This window comes from Hyphomicrobiaceae bacterium (assembly GCA_041397645.1).
GTDB lineage: Bacteria > Pseudomonadota > Alphaproteobacteria > Rhizobiales > Hyphomicrobiaceae > Hyphomicrobium_B.
In genome coordinates this window covers 2,695,082-2,711,816 of record JAWKWE010000004.1, presented here as the reverse complement: position 1 = coordinate 2,711,816, position 16,735 = coordinate 2,695,082, and the positions used below count along the sequence as shown (strand labels likewise).

Below are 16,735 nucleotides of genomic sequence, written 5' to 3'. Positions count from 1 at the left end.
TTTAATTGCGCCCGGCGACTCGCGTTCCGCGAGCCGACCGGCGGGCGCAGAGCACCGCGCTCGCTGCTTCCCACTTTAGCTGGCGCGGGCAACTCTCCTTCGTCGAGCCGGCCGCCCGGCGCATCTAAAAACTTATCCCCGGATTCGTCAGTGCCCAGCATAATCGGTTTTACCCATCCGGCAAGGGCATCGCGTGAGGCGTCGCGCGGCGCTCGGATGGGGCAGCCAGACCCGCTCGCCTCACGCGCGCGATGCGGTCAAGGCGGAAAGCAGGTCCGCACGGCATGAGAAAAACCGTGTGCGGAATATCCCGCTTCATTAAGTGGCCTGCCGGAACCCTGATCTTTGGCTGTCACGGAGCGGACCGGTTCCGAGACGATTATTGCGAAGACCCACGCCGCGGAACCCGTCCGCTTCGTGCTTTATTGATTGCACACGGCGACTCCCCTCCGGGGAGCCGGCCGCCGTGTGCGCGTGTCGCGTCGCGCCTTCCGGCCGGCGCGCCGGAGGCGTGTCGGAAGGCGCAAACGAAAGGAAAGTCGCCCGGCGCAGCTTAAAGAGAGAGGAAACGTTATGGCCAAGAACACGATTTGCCTCTGGTACGACAAGGATGCGGAGGAAGCCGCGCAGTTCTACGCCGTGACCTTTCCCAACAGCGCGGTACGCGCCGTCCGTCGCGCACCCGGCGACTACCCCTCCGGCAAAGCGGGCGACGTGCTGGTCGTCGAGTTCACGGTGGCGGGCGTTGATTGCGTCGGCATCAACGGCGGCCCCGCCTTCAAGCACAATGAAGCATTCTCCTTCCAGATCGCCACCGACGATCAGGAAGAGACAGATCGCTACTGGAACGCCATCGTCGGCAACGGCGGCCAAGAGAGTGCGTGCGGCTGGTGCAAGGACAAGTGGGGCATCTCCTCACACCGCGCGCGCTGACCGACGCGATCTCCGCCGGCGGCGAGGAAGCCAAACGCGCGTTTGCTGCGATGATGGACATGAAGAAGATCGACGTCGCAAAAATCGAAGCCGCGCGGCGAGGATGAGGGGTGTCACTCTCAGCCAAGCGGGCTTAGGCCATAAACGCCTTCCATCCGGAAAGCGCGAACTGCACGCCCATGGCAATAACGATCAAGCCCATGTAGCGCGTCGCCAACGAGCGCCAGAAGCTCGGGCGCTCCGTCCTGCCCAACTGGGACAGGGACACGACAACGATCCAGGTTACGAGAACCGCAATCACAATGGCGACAAGGGCACTGATGGGCAGGTCGGTTCCAGAGTGGTGGGCCGCAATCGTGATGACGCCCGTTATCGTTCCAGGGCTTGCGCCGAACATGATCAGCGGCCCAAGCGAGTTCGACGCCTCCGGTGATGTCGAAGTCGTGTTGCCGCCGGGATTGAACATGCCAATCCCGATCCAGATAAGGATGCCGCCACCTGCCACCGCGAAGGCATCAAGCGAAATTCCAAACAGCGCAAGGAGTTTGGTCCCAAACAGCGCCGCCATGATCAAGATGATTGCGATCGCAAGCAACGCCTTCGTGGCGGCGGCGAGCCTTGCGGATCGGTCTTGACCTGACATCGCGACGTTGAACATTGCCGCGCACACAACCGGGTTGATCAACGACAGGACCGTTGCGGTCGCTTGTAGGACTTCATGCATGGCGGCGGGAGTTCCAAACCTTGTTTCTTTCTTCCAGTCGCGGGCAATTTTAGATTTGCGTCCGTCTAACTGGCTACGCGACCAGTATGCCCCGATACGTTGCCCGACGCGATGACGAAAAGAATGGCTGCAGCGAAGGCCCGCCGGGACCGAGTTGTGAACGACTCGGCCCTCGGCTTCGGCTTAGCTGCAGCCATTATTAGGTTTGTTTGCCGTCGCTCCGTCGCGCGGCTGAATCAGTCGCCTCCGGAAAATATCGCCGTCGGATCCGCGGAAACGGGAGGCACGTAATAGGTCAGCCGCACAGCTTCCATCAACAGAAGCGGCGGCGCCATCTGGCCGGCGAGTTCCGTCAATCGATTCTGAAGAAGCTTCACTTTTCCAGGGTTTCCGGCCGCTAGATTTCTAGCTTCCGAGGGGTCGTTCTTGAGATTGAAAAGTTCGACCTTGGGAGGCAATGAGGCTTTCCAGACAAGCTTCCACTCGCCCATTCGCAAAGCGCCACCCATCGGATCGACGTTATAAAGCATCTCCTTACGCGGCGAAGGCGCGCCTGCGCTAACCGTCTGCCAAACGTTCAGGCCATCGAGGGGTTTGCCTTTAGAGAAATTTGCACCTGCAAGCTTCGCGAAGGTCGGAAACCAATCAACGAGATGAATCGGCTGATCCACGACTCCAGCCTTAATATGCCCGGGCCAGTTTGCAAAAGCAGCGACCCGCGTACCTCCCTCGTAGGTCGTGCCTTTGCCATCGCGGAACGGGCCGTTGCTCGCAGGCAAGCCACCTTCGACCTTCGTGTCCCCAGCGAACATCGACGAACGCACGCCACCGTTATCGCTGGCGAAGACAATCAGTGTGTTCTCGCGCATCCCTTTCCTATCAAGGGCATCAACGACTTTCCCAACTTCGTCGTCTATCACCGAGATCATAGCTGCATAGGCTCTACGGTTCTTGTCGGAAATGGAGGAATAGCGGTCCAAATACTCCTGAGGGGCTTGGAATGGAGTGTGAGGCGCGGTGAACGCCAGATATAGAAACATCGGATCTTTTGGATCGTGGGCTTCAATGACCCTCACCGCCTCAGCGCCGAACAGACTATTATCAAATCCCTCTTCCTTTATCGGATCGTCATTCCGATACCAATCGTCCACGCCATGCGATGCGTGAGTGAAGTGGTCTATCTCACCGACCGTTGCGCCGTAGAAAGAATCGAAGCCGCGGTGATTTGGATAGAAGTCCTTCTTGGCATGACCAAGATGCCACTTTCCACTCATGTATGTCTTGTACCCGGCTTCCTTCAGCATTTGCGGCAGCAAGTATTCATCCGTCGCAAGCGAATACGTTCCCGCACCGGGGATCACGCCGATCTGCAAGCCATATCGCATCGGATAGCGGCCTGTCATAAGTGCGGCGCGGCTCGGCGTGCACATTGGCATAGCGTAGTGTTGTTCAAGCTTGGCTCCAGCATCGGCCAGCTTATCGAGCGACGGTGTTTTGATATCGGAGCCGTGGTAGCCAACATCCTTCCAGCCCATATCGTCTGCCAGAATGAAAACGATGTTCGGCTTTTTGGCAGGCGCTGTCTCCGCCCGTCCAACAAAGGCGGCAGATTGAAAGACAGCAAAGCATAAGAATAAACAAACGACTCGCGCCGCGTCCTGCACGCAGTCAGGCAAGCCTCGGGATCCGCCGGTTCGCAAAAGTCATCCTCCCATAGGGTTCAAAATCGCCCGATGGATAACAACCCTCCTTCGAGACGACTATGCCAGTTTCATTCAGTATCGACTTCTTCCCTCCGAAACCAATGCAGCAAGGGCCAAAGCTAGCAAAGCCGCGTACATCAGCTGATTTTAGGTGCGCCATTGCGGGATCGACGCAGGGTCTGCGAGGGTGTTTCCCCAAAAAGCTCCCGATAGGCTTGTCCAAAGCGTCCAAGCTGCCAGAAGCCGCAGTCAAATGCGATCGTGGAAACAGACTGCGCTGGATTTGAGCTGTCCTGCAATCTCTCGCGCGCAAGGTGCAGGCGTCGCAGCTGTAAGTATCGTTTGGGATTAATCTGAAACGTATCGTAGAAAACCCGATAAAGCGTCGGCTGGCTTATCCCGGCAACCGTACAAAGGTCGGTCACATACACGGGTTCTGTAGCCTTCGACCGAAGGAGCTCGTCGATTTTATGCAAGACGCGACGACGGGAATGCGGTGCTCGACCCGTATTGCCACCCTCCGGCCCACGAGAAGAATAGGCGGCGACAAGCAATTCCATCAGCACCTGCTCCATGTGGCGAAACACCTGCGCATTCGACATTGCCTGAGGCGTGTTGGTAGCGAGGCTTCCCAGATCCTGCAAAAAATTCTGCAGCCGTGTCATCGCATCGGAGCCGGTCGAGATGATTTCTAGATTTGCCTTTTCCTGAATTGTCGCCTTGCCGAGGAGGTGCGCGAACGACGTCTGCTCGATCAGTTCGGGGCTAGGCACGATATAGGCAAGCCGGGCACCACCGTGCGCACGTATTACGTGCTCCCCGCCAGGGGCATATGCTGCAAACGAATCCCCCTCCATTTGCCTGCCTCCCATGGCAATGAGCGGTCGGGTTCCCAATGGAATGTGAAAGCTTTGTGTTGTCGTAGCAGTCTTGCCGGTTGCGATGCATCCCCCGAGCGGCATTGAGGTGAAGTGCAACTCCATTTGAGGGCTTTTGCATATAGCAAGATCGAACTGGATAGGCCCCGTGCTTGTCTGAAAACAAGACACCTCGGCCTGCGTGAGAGCGCGAGCAAACGGCCCAACGTCATCGAACGAGCACGTAAAAACTGCCGGCGTCTGCAACATTTGATCTGCCAGAAGGGCTTTTGAACGATCCTGCGCTAGAATTGAAGCAACCCCTTTTCTAAGGCGAGGGAGTATATCAGGAACGGTCAAGGTGGAAAGCGGCCAAAGTCCCGTCTTTCGTTGTAAAAATTACATCGTTCCAAGCTACGAGATGCACTCAAATGCTTTGACATCAGCTCACTGAAGCTGCTGCTAACATTGGGAAATTTGAAAGGGGAGTCTTAGCAATGAACTTGAAGGCAATATTCGTGCTCGCCGCGCTGGTCGGCGGCGTATTCACAACCGGCACAGCTTCGGCTCAGCAGTCCATCGTTGGCGAAGTCAGCGAAAAGTGCGCACCCGAGCTCAAAACATACTGCAAAGGGGTAACGCTTGGCGGTGGGCGTGTGGCGGCCTGCCTATACGCCTATGAAGACAAACTGTCGGTGCAGTGCGCGGTCGCCGTCTATCGAGGCGTAGACGACTTTTTCGCAGCCAACGCCAACCTTCAGGTCTACGAACGCCAATGCAGCTCCGACCTTCTTCAGTATTGCAGCGACGTAGCACCAGGCGGCGGACGCCTTTATGAATGCATCAAGAGCCACAAGGCGACACTGACGGACACGTGCCGTGCTGCGCTGGCGAAGGCTGGGCCCGACATGAAGCGTCTTGGCCTCTCTCGTTGAAGCCTGGCCTGTTAAGAGATGAAGATCGCTAACGCCATCGAGCGCCCTACGCAGGGCCCTCGATGGCCCCGCATCACCAGCGCCTCATTCGCTCCCGCGCTTTCCGCTAGCGGTCACATCCGCGACACTTCCACGTGCGGTGCATATTGCTGAATGGCTGAAGCGAGAAGCGCAGCCGCCACGCTCGCAGTCGGTCAGTTGCGACGCACTGCTAATGCGGCCGACAAAGCCAGCGACGCTTCCCAGGCCCGTTATTCCTGAGGCCAGGACTGTCGACACATCGTCGATCCTCAGGACAGACGCGATCGTCTTGTAGGCTTCCGCGGCACCCAAAGAGTCTTCGCGCGCTGCGAGCCGTGACGAAAACTGAAATGACAGACACGGAAAAACGGCGGTGATAAGTGGAAAAAGTAGATTGGATCGTCCCATTTCATTGCATCGACCGACCATTACAAAAAAAATATTCTTTGCCAAAATTTGATTTCCGTTGATCTATATCAACGCCAAAAAGGCCAGCTATCGGAGCTTTCCACCTTGGTGGCACATAGCATTTCAATGCGCTGCCGAAGAGTCAGACTTGTTAACAAAAGCGACAAAATAGTCATTTTATATTGGAGGAAGTGCATGCGTAAGTTGCTAGTCATTGCGTCGTCAATCGCCATCGCAAGTTTGAGTGTTAATCTTGCCATTGCAGAAGAAACGCGAACATGTTCGGCGAACAGCGCGGACAAAACTCAATCGTGCTCGGTGACCTGCCCCGAAGGAAAGACTCCCACGTGCACAGGCGGCAACACTGAGGGCAAAGGTCCTTCCGACGTCAATTGCACGTGTAAGTGATCTGCTACCGGTAGCAATGCTCATCGGCTTTCACTGTGATGAGCATTGCTGTCGGCCAAGAGCTTTTGACGTTGCTATAGCGGCCAATATCTATTGGCATCGGAGATCTTGGACAAGCTGGTGCAGGCAGAGCCCGACAACGCCGACGCAAAGGATTTGCTGGCCGATGTCTTTGAACAGATCGGATACCAGCAGGAAAATCCGGGGCTACGGAACAGTTTTCTTGCTGGCGCTTACGAGTTGCGGTCGGGCATCCCACAAGGCGAAACCGCCAACTCCAGTTCGCCGGATGTCATCCGAGCTATGTCGACAGAGCTATTCTTGAACTTCCTTGCCATTCGAATGGACAGCCGCAAGGCCGAAGGTATGCAGTTCGTGATAAATCTTGTCACCCCAGACAACGGGGAAAAGTTTATCGTTGAGCTTGAGAACGCAACGCTCACCAATATTCAGGGCTTCCAGTCCGACAAGCCTGATCTAACGCTAACGATAAACCGCTCGGATCTTGAGCAAACCATGGTAGGTGCGAAGACACTCGAATCTCAAATTGCGAACGGCACCGCAAAAGTCGAAGGTGACATCAGCATCCTCAAGCAGCTTGCATCGACCATGGTAGACTTTGACCCGCGCTTTGAAATTATGCCGGGCACAAAGTCGAGGACAGAAAAGGTGGCGCACGCCAACCCATACGAAGCGATCCCCGAAAAAATTATCGCCGAGTAAGCGGGAAGGTCGTGTCAGAATAGAAGAGAGGCGTTGCTCATCTGCTCCCGGCAGAGGCAGCTATTGCTCATCTTTGAGTCTGATAACCGCTCCTTCCCCCCTCGCTGCCCCCATCCACCTCCTTATTTCCTCCGACATATGCCAATATCGGGCGTCCTACAGAACAGGTGAGAGCCGCCCATGTCGTTTGATCCACTCATCGCACTCGGCGTGTTGATCGCAACCGCCGCGACCGACGCCGCTTACGTCAAGTTCACATCCGCCGTCGTCACAAGGAACGCGCTCCACGCCGCGAACTGGAGCGGCATATGGTACATGCTCTCCTCGTTTGCGGTTATCAGCTACACCAACAATTGGATCTACGTGCTATTCGCCGTAGTCGGCTCGTGGATCGGCGCGTATGTGACGCTCAAATACTTCGCGCACGAGCCGAGCAATCCGCCCGGCCCACTCAGGCCCGCCGCCTAAAGTGCGCCGCGAACCCGAAAGCGCGGTAGGCCCGGGCGCCACAGATTTCGCTTGCGTTTGCCCGCGCATGACCGTGTCCTGCGCGCGAAGCTTTCAAGCCGACGAACAAAACGTTCCATCCGAAAGACGTCTTCATGCCAACCGAAAAAATGCCAGCCGGAAAAAATCCAGCCCCCAAGAACCCTAGCACGTCCGCCGATTTTCGCGCGCTGCTCAAAACTCGCAAACCGCTGCCGACCGCTTGGCTGGGGCTGGGCTCGTCGCTCGTGGTCGAGACGGTCGCGGACGCCGGATGGCCCGCCGTCGTTATCGACCAGCAACATGGCGCGGGCGGCAACACCGAGCTTCTCGCCTGCCTCACAGCGGCGCGCGCGGCGCACGTTCCGGCATTGGTACGCATCGCCCACCTCGACACCGGCCTGATCGGCCGCGCACTCGATGCGGGCGCACAAGGCGTCATCGTGCCGATGATCGACACTGCGGAAGATGCCGCGCGGCTCGTGCAGGCGGCGAAGTTTCCCCCGCTCGGGGGCCGCAGCTTCGGTCCCTATCGCGGCAAGTTCCTAATCGAGGGCGATTACGTCGAAGCCGCCAACGCATGGACCATCGCCTGCGGGCAGATCGAGACCAAGCGCGCAGTCGAGAACGTGGACGCGATCTGCGCAGTGGAAGGGCTCGACATGATTTGCCTCGGTCCGAACGATCTGGCGCTGTCGCTGTCCAACGGCAGACATCGCGACATCCGCGCCAAGGAAGTCCGCGAGGCCATCGCGCACGTCCACGCACGCGCCACCGCCGCAGGGGTCATCACTTTCATTTTCGCCAACGATGCCGAGTACGCGCGCGAGATGGCCCGCATGGGCTGGCAATCGCTCGCCATCGGCACTGACGCCAACTGGCTGAGTGCAATCGCCGCGCAAATGCTGCCTCAGGACTTATCGTCAGACTGAACCAAAGCCTGGCGTTAAAGTGCGGTTGCGGGCTCGGAGGCCCGCGCATTTCGCCGCTGGCCGTAAACAGGATGTGAAAACTGCCCGTTCCGGCATACCCCCGGGCAGCGAAAAGTCATATGCTGCGGCGCGATGGGCGCAACTACGGCATCGACATCTGCGGAATTCGAACTCGCAAAGCCAGCGGACGGCTTTACGAGCGAGAAGACGTCTGTCTCGGCGGACGTCAATCGCTTTCGCCGCTGGCTGATCGCGGCGCTCGCCGTGCACGTCTGCCTGCTGACCGGGCTCATTTCCACCTCGCATCCTCGCCAGATCGGCGATGCAAGCGGCGTGGATGATGCGATCAGCGTTTCGCTGGTGTCGGAAGCCGATCTGAAGGGAAAGTCGACCGTCGAGGATCATGCGGCCGGGGAGCCGGTTCCGCCGCCGCAACTCGCAGAGCCCAAGCCGCCGCAACCCGCCCCGCCTCCCGAACCCGAGCAGACCGAGCAACAACAGCGCGAGCAGCAGCAGCCCGAACCCGAGACGAAGGCCGCAGAGCCGGTCAAGCCCGAACCCGAACTAAGCAAGAGCCAAGCTGAAACCGCTCCCGATCGCGAGGCCGACAAGGAGGCAACCGCGTCCATCGCGCCTCCGAACGAGCTTCGCGACAGCCTTCCGCCGGATCCAGGAGCCGACGAAGCAAAGGCCGACAAATCCGAGCCGGCTGCTCCCCCGCCTCCGAAGAAAGAGGCCGAAGAGTCGCCCAAGAAGGAAAAAGCCAAGAAGACCGAGCCTAAGCCAACTCCGAAGCCGAAGAAGACAAAGACGGCCAACCTCGATCTCAGTATCCCGCGCTCGTTCTCTCCCCCGCCGGGTAGCCGAGGCGCGGGTTTCGAGCGTCCGGCCGGCATTACGCGCTCAGGCGCCAACGACGACTTCGCGCGCGGCGTGATCCGCGCACTTCAAGCAACGATGCCGCAACTGAGCAATACGCGCGGGCGCGTACGTGTGCGCATCACGCTGAACCGGAACGGCAACCTCGTCAGCACCAACGTGGAAATGCCCTCGAACGTGGCGGGCCTGGATCAAAGCGTCGTATTCGCAACCAGACAGACGAGCTTCCCATTGCCGCCGTACAACGCCGTCCCTGCCGATCTCGTGTTCATCGTAACCTACATCTACGAGTGAAAGAACGAGAGCTTGATCTAGGGAGGCTAGATCTGCGTTCAGCCGTTCGCCTTGGCGATAAGCGCGTTGTCGATGGCTTTGGCGGCTTGATACGCTGGCCGCGCACGCATCCGCGCAGCGTAGGCTTCGAGTGCAGGGGTTGGAGAAATCGTCTTGAAGGCAAGCCCCCAATCCACCTGCGAGCCAACATAAACATCGGCCGCCGTGAAACGATCCCCGCACACGTAATCGCGCCCATCAAAGAGACCTGCCAACGTCGATACCGAGCGCTCATAGGAGCCAAATCCCAGGCGGCCCTCTTTCATCTTGTCGCCTTCAGCGCTCCATCCCATCGAGCGGCTGGTAATTGCCTGCTCGACTGGCCCAGCCGCAAAGAACGTCCAGCGCAGGTAGTCGGCCCGCTCGGCAAGCGTTTGCGGCAGCAGACCGGCCTGCGGAAATGCCTCGGCAAGATACAGGCAGATCGCGGCAGCCTCGGTCACTACATGACCATCGTGAACGATCGCAGGCACCTTCCCCATCGGATTGATGGCGAGATACGCCGGAGCTTTCATCGGCGGCCCGTAGTCAATCAGGTGCTGATCATATTCGGCACCGACCTCATGCAGCGCCCAGCGCGCGATTTGTCCCCGGCTCATCGGGTTTGTGTAGAATGCAATCCGTGACATGCATGATCCTACTGATGAGTAAGAAAGGCTGAAAGCGGCAGCGATCACACTGCGAGTACGGAGCGGATCTGGTCTTCATACTGTTGCACCGCTTCAAGTGCGCGCTTCTTCATCTGAGGATCAGCGTCTGTCTCTTTCGCAAAGCTTTCGATGCCTTCGCGCGCCGTCTGCATGATGCGGCCCGCTGCAGCCTGAGGGTTCAACTCACGCTTGCAGATGGATTGCAGGAGCTGAGTGAGGATGACGCCGGTTGCGAGCATCATGCCGGAGAGTTCGGCGTTCTGGCGCTGGAGCTCTTCAATTTTTTTATTGGGGTCTGCCATCGGAAACTCCTTGGGAAGCGGGTCAACTCCTCGGGAGGAGCATGTTTCCTGCCGTTGCTAATACCAAGGGAGTATCCACGCAAGTGCAAGCGCAGCTCTGCGGCCACGCGCCTCGCGTTTGCGGGCAGAAGATTTCGCCCAGCGTTATACAGGTTAACGAGTGCAGTTTGAGTGAATGAACAATAACAGTTTGGGCGACGCGCTAATGACCGCCCTTCGCCATATCGCGCTTGTAGCGACGTACGTCTTCGGGCGACGCTTCACCAGACGTCATCAGCGCTAGCCTGCAACTTGGAGAAAGCCGCTTGCTATTTTCCCGCATGCACGCGCGCAGAGAATTCGATCCAATACGATGATGCTTGCAATAGGTCACGTAATCTGTGTGGCAAGCGTTGCGGACGTCGTCGCTAACCGCTCTTGCCTCGTTTGCGTGGATCACGCCTGCGAACGCAACTGCTGACACCAACAAAGCTAGCGACTTTAGACCGGGCATGGGACACCTACGCGATTGTTACATCGTCATGCCATCGCACAACGCGGAGACATATGCACGGTTCCAGGCCGCGCATCTGATATGTCATCCTCGCACAGTTCCCGTGCATTTCTCCATTGCCCGCGCAGTTGTTGACCAGCGATCCTTGATCACCGTCACAACATAGCGGCGACAATCCTTCGGCGCGCCTGCGACAAAGCGGATCTCGAACTGGGCGCGTGATGCCTCGGGCTTGCGCGGCCAGACGTACGTGCCGTCCTGAGGCGTCTCAGAAAGGGCTGCGGTAATTGCCTTGCGCGCGTTTTCAAAATCGGCGGACGTCAGCTTTTTTAGCAATACGCGGGAAAGATCAGGATGCAGCCCCACCGCCAGCGCACGTGACGCATAGCGATCAGACGGATTAACCTTCGGTTCGTGCAGACGTTCCACCTCTACGCCCGCATTCTCGACACCTTCCGCTTTCTGCTCTTGATCAGGAGCAGCGATCTCAGACTGATCTTGCTCTTGTGGCGGGACCACGGGATTTGACTCCACCTTAACTCCAGCATCGGCGCCCGGAGCGGATGCCACCTCCTCCCCACTCTCAAGTGCCGGCGGCAGCGGGGCAGGCGGCGGCTGTGCCTGCGCTGTGTCACCTGCGCCTTCGGACACAGCCGAGGGCTGAGAAGACACGTTTGCAAATTGAGCCATTACTGCGGACGTGGCCGATGCGATGGCTGCTCGCGCGGGTGACGTCAGCGTCGATGGCAATTGCATCCACGCCCAGCCAGCCCCCATGATCGAAACGACGACAAGCCAGGATTGAAGCCATGAACTCCCGGGCGGCGTTGCATGCGACGGACAAATCCGTTCTCCGCACACGAGTTCGTCCTCCACTCCGTGCGCGCGCAAATCAAACTCGTCTGCGCCCTCGTCGAAATCACGACTGAAGGCCGGCTCGGCAGTTTCGGAAGTAAGGAAGCGGGGAAACATGACAAATCCTCAACCGCATTCGTGGCACCATTTCCCGCAGTTGTATTAGCAGCCAAATCCAACTGGCAAAAAAAAGGCAAGTTGGAACGAAACCGGCATGAGCGCAGCCGGGCTTTTGTCCCGACTGCGCGTGTTCCAGTAATCTGCAAGTGTAGAAAAAGGTCAGGGCTGGTCGTGGATGCCGACCACATAGCAATCGACGCCACCGTCGGGCTGCGTCGACAATCCGCCGCCAGCCTTGTCGCACGAGGCCACAAGATCCTTGATGCATTTCTTGTCACCGCCCGGACAGGTGTCCTTCACGACGCGACCATTGCCCTTCAGCTGCGCGGTGGAATGACGACGCGCAGGTTTGCGACTTGCCGCCAATTCGATCGAGCCCTTGGAAACCACGGCCGTTTTTGCCGGAACAAACGGCCCGGCGGCAATTGCCGCCCCCGTAACAAAAGCCGAAATGGTCAGCACGGCGGCGGTAAGAGCGAAATTTTTCATGATATGAACTCCTCGTTGAAAAGTCGGCACCGAACGGTGCTTCCGTTTCCTCGGTCGCGCCCGACTACGAGACGGTTCATCAATTCTTTCAAAGATCCGCGCTGCACATTCCTCAATGGGGACTGTTGGCAATGCGCGCCCCGCGTGAGCAAGCGGTGTTGCCGAAACGCATCGTCCAGCGACTAGCCTCTTCACGACGCGACATTTGGTAAGAAGATGGTAACCAAAAAAAGGAACACTCGGTTCACCGCCGCGTTGTGGTGTTGAGATCAATTTCGATCGAGCGTTTTTTACGGGGTACAGTCAAATGAAGTATACGGTCCTTGCTGTTTGTGTTGCTGCTCTGGCTCTCGGCGCTTGCCGTCGTGAAACTCCCGAGTACGTGCCGATGAAGCTCGGCGCTACCACACAGCACTCCATCAACAAATAAGCATCGAGAAGCTCAAAGCGCAGAAGTGCGCTCGCGGCACTATTTTCTCGACGCAAAAAAGCCCCGGCTCGTTTGCGAGCTGGGGCTTTTTGAATTTTTTGTCTGGCAGCTAATCAACGCCGCCCTATTCGGCGGCAGCCTGCTTCTTGGGCCGAACCAACGCCATATAGTCGTTGAGCAAGGTCTCGGTGATTTGACCAGGCTTGTAGCGATGCTCGCCGATTTCAGACACCGGCGTTACTTCGGCAGCCGTGCCTGTGATAAAACACTCCGTAAAGGTCCCGAGTTCCTCCGGCATAATCGTGCGTTCGTTGACCGTCATACCGCGCGCCCTGGCAAGATCTATGACCGTGCGCCGCGTGATGCCATCGAGGAAACAATCAGGCGTCGGCGTATTGATGACGCCGTCCTTGATGAAGAATACGTTGGCTCCAGTGCACTCAGCAACGTGGCCGCGATAGTCGAGCATCAGCGCATCTGAGTAGCCGCTGCGCTCTGCGCGGTGTTTTTCAATGGTGCAAATCATATAAAGACCAGCGGCCTTGGCGCGGTAAGGGGCGCTGTCGGGTGCTGGCCGACGATATCCCGCCATGCAGATCCGGATGCCCTTCAGACGCTGCTCCATGGGAAAATAGGAGCCCCAATTCCACGCGGCGATGGCGAGGTGGATGGTGTTGGCCTGCGCCGAGATGCCCATCGTCTCGCTTCCGCGCCAGGTAATCGGCCTTACGTAGCAATCAGTGAGATTGTTGGCGCGCATGGTTTCGCGGCAAGCCGCATCAATCTGCTCAGCGGTGTAGGGGATCTTGAAGTCCAAAATCCCAGCACCCTCGATCAGACGTTCGCTGTGCTCGCGCAGCTTGAAGATCTCGCCGTCGTACGCCCGCTCGCCCTCGAATACCGCGCTTCCGTAATGAAGAGCATGGGTCAGGATGTGAACCTTGGCATCGCGCCAGGGAACGAGTTGTCCGTCGAGCCAGATGAAGCCGTCGCGGTCGTGATAGGGTGCGATGTCAGCCATGAAGATTTAAGTCCCGATATAGCAGGTTGTACCCAGCGGTGGCGGCCAAGCGCACCTGGGGGTCTTCGGAGGGGAGGAAAGCAACTTCCGAAGCCTTAACTCCCAACCCCCCTATTGGGCAAGTGCGAGACGACAGGGTCAGGCATGGAATTGCCCAACAATTTGACTTGAAACGGGAAACATTCAAGGCCAATAAGTCAACATGACTGACATAACGTCCGATGCTGCGTCCGGCCAAAGGAGTGTGGCCGCTAGCAATAGTTCGAAGTCCGAAGGGTCGGGCGAAGTGCGTGAGGAGACCGCACCGCTCGATCCTGTCGCTTGTGTCGAGCTGTTCTACTTCGCCTATCGCGACTTCACCTGCGATCCCGACACCATCCTGGAACACTACGGGTTTGGCCGCGCACACCACCGCGTGTTGCATTTTGTGCATCGCAACCCAGGGCTCAAGGTTGCGGAATTATTGGAAATTCTGAAGATCACGAAACAGGCCCTGGCGCGCGTTCTCAAGCAGCTTGTCGATGAGGGCTTCATTATCCAGCGGGCGGGAGACGAGGATCGCCGAGAGCGCAGACTCTACGTCTCAACCAAAGGCGCAAGACTGACCGACAAGCTGACGGAAATACAAACAAAACGGGTCGAGGCTGCACTTGCGAAAGCTGGCCCTGGGGCAGAAGGCCTCACACGCCGCTTTCTTTTTGGCATGATTGCGGAGAAAGATCGCCCTTATGTGGAAGCGCTGATCAACGCTGGCGGCGCGAACACGGCGATCAAGACACGCAATGGAGCTGACTGATGAAAGGCACCGGGGGACAGGATGCGTCCTTTCAAATTAACGATCCGGCTCAGAGCACACGCACGCGCTGCGATCCCTTGCCCGACAACGCTCCCCATATCCTCGTGGTCGATGACGACCAAAAGATCCGAGATCTGTTGAGCCGGTTTTTGCTATCGAGCGGCTTTCGAGTAACCCAGGCCGCAGATGCGGCCTCGGCCCGCTCATACATGCGTGGCCTTTCGTTTGATTTGGTCCTTCTCGACGTAATGATGCCGGGTGAGACTGGCCTCAGCTTGGCACGCGATCTCAAGGCGACCCGCCCTGTACCCATTCTGATGCTCACCGCCCTGGCAAATCCGGAAGACCGCATTGCGGGACTGGAAACCGGCGTCGACGACTATCTGACCAAGCCGTTCGAGCCGCGCGAGCTTTTGCTGCGCTTGAAGATAATCCTGCGGCGCGGACAGGGCGCGGCGGTGCAGAACGACGAGATCCGAATGGGACCTTGCGTTTTCAACCTCTCGCGCGGCGAGCTGAGGCGCGATGACGAAACCATCAAATTGACCGAGCGCGAACGAGATCTGTTGCGCCTGTTCGCCAATCGCATTGGCGTGCCCGTCCCGCGCCATGAATTGTCCAGCGATGAGTCAACCGGCAGTGAGCGCGCCATCGATGTGCAGATCAACCGCTTGCGCCGCAAAATCGAGTGCGATCCCTCCAACCCGGTTTATCTGCAGACGGCGCGTGGCAAGGGCTACGTTCTATACACAGATTGATGCGTTGCGCTCCTTTGGCGAAGCGAGACGAATTCGGCTGAAATGGTTGCTGCTCGAGAACATGCCGTTGACCTCGACCCGCCGGCTAGCTGGCGCACGCGCCTGCGTGCCCACCCGCTGACGCAGCGTTTGATTTCGCTAAGTTCCGAGCTCCTTCCCAAAGGCCTCTATGCACGCGCTCTTCTGATAATCATTACGCCGATCGTGGTTCTTGAAGGCGTTATCGCTTTCGCATTCATGGAACGCCACTGGCAGGCCGTGACGCGCCGCCTTTCGGAAGCAACCGCGCGCGACATCGCCGCGATCGTCGATATGTACGACGAGCTTCCCGACAAGAAGAAAACGCAAGATCTCGTCGAGCTGGCAAAGAAACGGCTCAATCTGGAGCTTCAGTTCCTGCCGGCCGGTGAATTGCCACCGCCGGGCCCAAAACCCCTGTTCACCCTACTCGACCGAGCGCTTTCTGCTGAGATCAGACGACACGTCAACCGTCCGTTCTGGATCGACACAGTGGGCGAGGCGCGGTTCGTCGATATCCGCGTAAAGCACGACGATGCGATTTTGCGCTTCATCGCCACGCGGAGCCAGACCTACGCCTCCAACTCGCATATTTTCCTCCTCTGGATGGTCGGCACCTCGATCATTCTGCTCACGGTCGCCATCCTGTTCCTGCGTAATCAGATCCGCCCCATTCTCCGGCTCGCAGAAGCCGCGGATGCGTTCGGAAAAGGACGGACCATCCCTGAGGATTTCCGACCGCGCGGTGCCCGCGAAGTGCGCCAGGCTGCGGAAGCATTTCTGCAAATGCGTGATCGCATCACCACCCATGTCGAACAACGCACCACCATGCTGGCGGGCGTCAGTCACGACCTGCGCACTGTCCTAACGCGCTTCAAGCTCGAACTGGCGCTCCTGGGAGACACGCCGGAAGCGCGCGCACTTTCCGCCGACGTGAACGAAATGCAGCACATGCTGGAGGATTATCTCGCCTTCACCAAGGGCGACGGTGGCGAGGAAGCCAAGCCAACCAATCTTAAGGAGCTGCTCCTGGAGATCCATGCAGAGGCACAGATCTACGGACATAACGTGGAGCTGAAGCTGCGCAAGAAGCGGCGGGATCTTGTCCTGCCGCTGAAACGCCAAGCACTGAAACGGGCAATAACCAACTTGGTTTCCAACGCGGCGCGCTTTGGCGATCACATCGTGATCCGCGCTGCAACCGAGGGCCAATGGATCCGCATCGAGGTCGATGACAATGGACCGGGAATCCCGCCCTCTGAACGCGAAAACGTGTTTAGGCCCTTCTACCGCATCGACCATGCCCGAAACGTCGATGAAGGCAATTCGGGGCTGGGGCTGGCGATTGCGCGCGACATCGCCAAGAGCCACGGCGGCGAGATAGCTCTCGGCCAGAGTTCGATGGGGGGCCTGCGGGCTATCATCTCGCTCCCTATCTGAGTACCAGCACAATCCGAGATT

The 16,735-nt window shown here is 58.2% G+C and carries 17 protein-coding genes and 2 pseudogenes; 11 read left to right on the top strand and 8 right to left on the bottom strand.

Going from position 1 to position 16,735, the window contains the following annotated elements:
* The first annotated feature begins 573 nt into the window (after positions 1-573).
* Positions 574-1,040, top strand: a pseudogene (locus tag R3D51_12635) (VOC family protein).
* Positions 1,041-1,066: 26 nt separating this feature from the next.
* Here the strand turns inward: R3D51_12635 and R3D51_12630 are convergent.
* From R3D51_12630 to R3D51_12620, 3 genes are all read right to left on the bottom strand, one after another.
* Positions 1,067-1,657: a MarC family protein gene (locus tag R3D51_12630; protein MEZ5900324.1), complete on the bottom strand. Its 591-nt coding sequence runs from the start codon at positions 1,655-1,657 to the stop codon at positions 1,067-1,069.
* A gap of 236 nt (positions 1,658-1,893) precedes the next feature.
* Complete coding sequence (locus R3D51_12625) at positions 1,894-3,321, bottom strand: arylsulfatase (GenBank protein MEZ5900323.1); 1,428 nt, start codon at positions 3,319-3,321, stop codon at positions 1,894-1,896.
* A 176-nt stretch (positions 3,322-3,497) separates the two neighbouring features.
* A complete protein-coding gene (locus R3D51_12620; protein ID MEZ5900322.1) occupies positions 3,498-4,217 on the bottom strand; it encodes a helix-turn-helix domain-containing protein in 720 nt (239 codons plus the stop codon).
* A gap of 497 nt (positions 4,218-4,714) precedes the next feature.
* On the opposite strand from R3D51_12620, the gene R3D51_12615 reads away from it, so the two are divergent.
* The 6 genes and pseudogenes from R3D51_12615 to R3D51_12590 all read left to right on the top strand — a co-directional run bounded on the left by R3D51_12615 (position 4,715) and on the right by R3D51_12590 (position 9,303).
* Positions 4,715-5,152, top strand: coding sequence for a cysteine rich repeat-containing protein (locus R3D51_12615; GenBank protein MEZ5900321.1), 438 nt, complete (start codon positions 4,715-4,717; stop codon positions 5,150-5,152).
* A gap of 927 nt (positions 5,153-6,079) precedes the next feature.
* A pseudogene (locus R3D51_12610) lies at positions 6,080-6,229 on the top strand (alkyl sulfatase dimerization domain-containing protein).
* Positions 6,230-6,712 (top strand): alkyl sulfatase C-terminal domain-containing protein, encoded by a 483-nt coding sequence (locus tag R3D51_12605; GenBank protein MEZ5900320.1) that lies wholly within the window; start codon positions 6,230-6,232, stop codon positions 6,710-6,712. It abuts the pseudogene before it with no gap.
* Between the two features lie 180 nt (positions 6,713-6,892).
* Positions 6,893-7,180: a hypothetical protein gene (locus R3D51_12600; protein MEZ5900319.1), complete on the top strand. Its 288-nt coding sequence runs from the start codon at positions 6,893-6,895 to the stop codon at positions 7,178-7,180.
* Between the two features lie 134 nt (positions 7,181-7,314).
* Entirely contained in the window at positions 7,315-8,130 is an 816-nt protein-coding gene (locus R3D51_12595) for an aldolase/citrate lyase family protein (GenBank protein ID MEZ5900318.1), read from the top strand.
* Between the two features lie 132 nt (positions 8,131-8,262).
* On the top strand, positions 8,263-9,303 hold the full coding sequence (locus R3D51_12590) for a cell envelope integrity protein TolA (GenBank protein ID MEZ5900317.1): 1,041 nt from the start codon (positions 8,263-8,265) through the stop codon (positions 9,301-9,303).
* A gap of 38 nt (positions 9,304-9,341) precedes the next feature.
* On the opposite strand, the gene R3D51_12585 is transcribed toward R3D51_12590, so the two are convergent.
* The 4 genes from R3D51_12585 to R3D51_12570 all read right to left on the bottom strand — a co-directional run bounded on the left by R3D51_12585 (position 9,342) and on the right by R3D51_12570 (position 12,251).
* Complete coding sequence (locus R3D51_12585) at positions 9,342-9,971, bottom strand: glutathione S-transferase family protein (protein ID MEZ5900316.1); 630 nt, start codon at positions 9,969-9,971, stop codon at positions 9,342-9,344.
* A gap of 44 nt (positions 9,972-10,015) precedes the next feature.
* Complete coding sequence (locus R3D51_12580) at positions 10,016-10,294, bottom strand: hypothetical protein (GenBank protein ID MEZ5900315.1); 279 nt, start codon at positions 10,292-10,294, stop codon at positions 10,016-10,018.
* A gap of 577 nt (positions 10,295-10,871) precedes the next feature.
* Entirely contained in the window at positions 10,872-11,759 is an 888-nt protein-coding gene (locus R3D51_12575) for a hypothetical protein (protein MEZ5900314.1), read from the bottom strand.
* Positions 11,760-11,921: 162 nt separating this feature from the next.
* The gene (locus R3D51_12570) at positions 11,922-12,251 is read right to left on the bottom strand and encodes a hypothetical protein (GenBank protein MEZ5900313.1); all 330 of its coding nucleotides are present in this window, start codon (positions 12,249-12,251) and stop codon (positions 11,922-11,924) included.
* A gap of 307 nt (positions 12,252-12,558) precedes the next feature.
* Between R3D51_12570 and R3D51_12565 the strand changes: the two genes are divergently transcribed.
* On the top strand, positions 12,559-12,681 hold the full coding sequence (locus R3D51_12565; GenBank protein MEZ5900312.1) for a hypothetical protein: 123 nt from the start codon (positions 12,559-12,561) through the stop codon (positions 12,679-12,681).
* Positions 12,682-12,805: 124 nt separating this feature from the next.
* Here the strand turns inward: R3D51_12565 and R3D51_12560 are convergent, their stop codons facing one another.
* A complete protein-coding gene (locus R3D51_12560) occupies positions 12,806-13,702 on the bottom strand; it encodes a branched-chain amino acid aminotransferase (protein ID MEZ5900311.1) in 897 nt (298 codons plus the stop codon).
* A gap of 202 nt (positions 13,703-13,904) precedes the next feature.
* Here R3D51_12560 and R3D51_12555 point away from each other — a divergent pair, with 202 nt between their 5' ends.
* The 3 genes from R3D51_12555 to R3D51_12545 are packed head-to-tail and all read left to right on the top strand — an operon-like array spanning position 13,905 to position 16,714.
* Entirely contained in the window at positions 13,905-14,498 is a 594-nt protein-coding gene (locus tag R3D51_12555) for a MarR family transcriptional regulator (protein MEZ5900310.1), read from the top strand.
* Positions 14,498-15,256 carry a response regulator transcription factor gene (locus R3D51_12550; protein MEZ5900309.1) on the top strand — a complete coding sequence of 253 codons (759 nt, stop codon included), beginning with the start codon at positions 14,498-14,500 and terminating at the stop codon, positions 15,254-15,256. The genes R3D51_12555 and R3D51_12550 overlap by 1 nt, the downstream gene beginning before the upstream one ends.
* Before the next feature lie 42 nt (positions 15,257-15,298).
* Entirely contained in the window at positions 15,299-16,714 is a 1,416-nt protein-coding gene (locus R3D51_12545) for an ATP-binding protein (protein ID MEZ5900308.1), read from the top strand.
* Positions 16,715-16,735 lie beyond the last annotated feature (21 nt).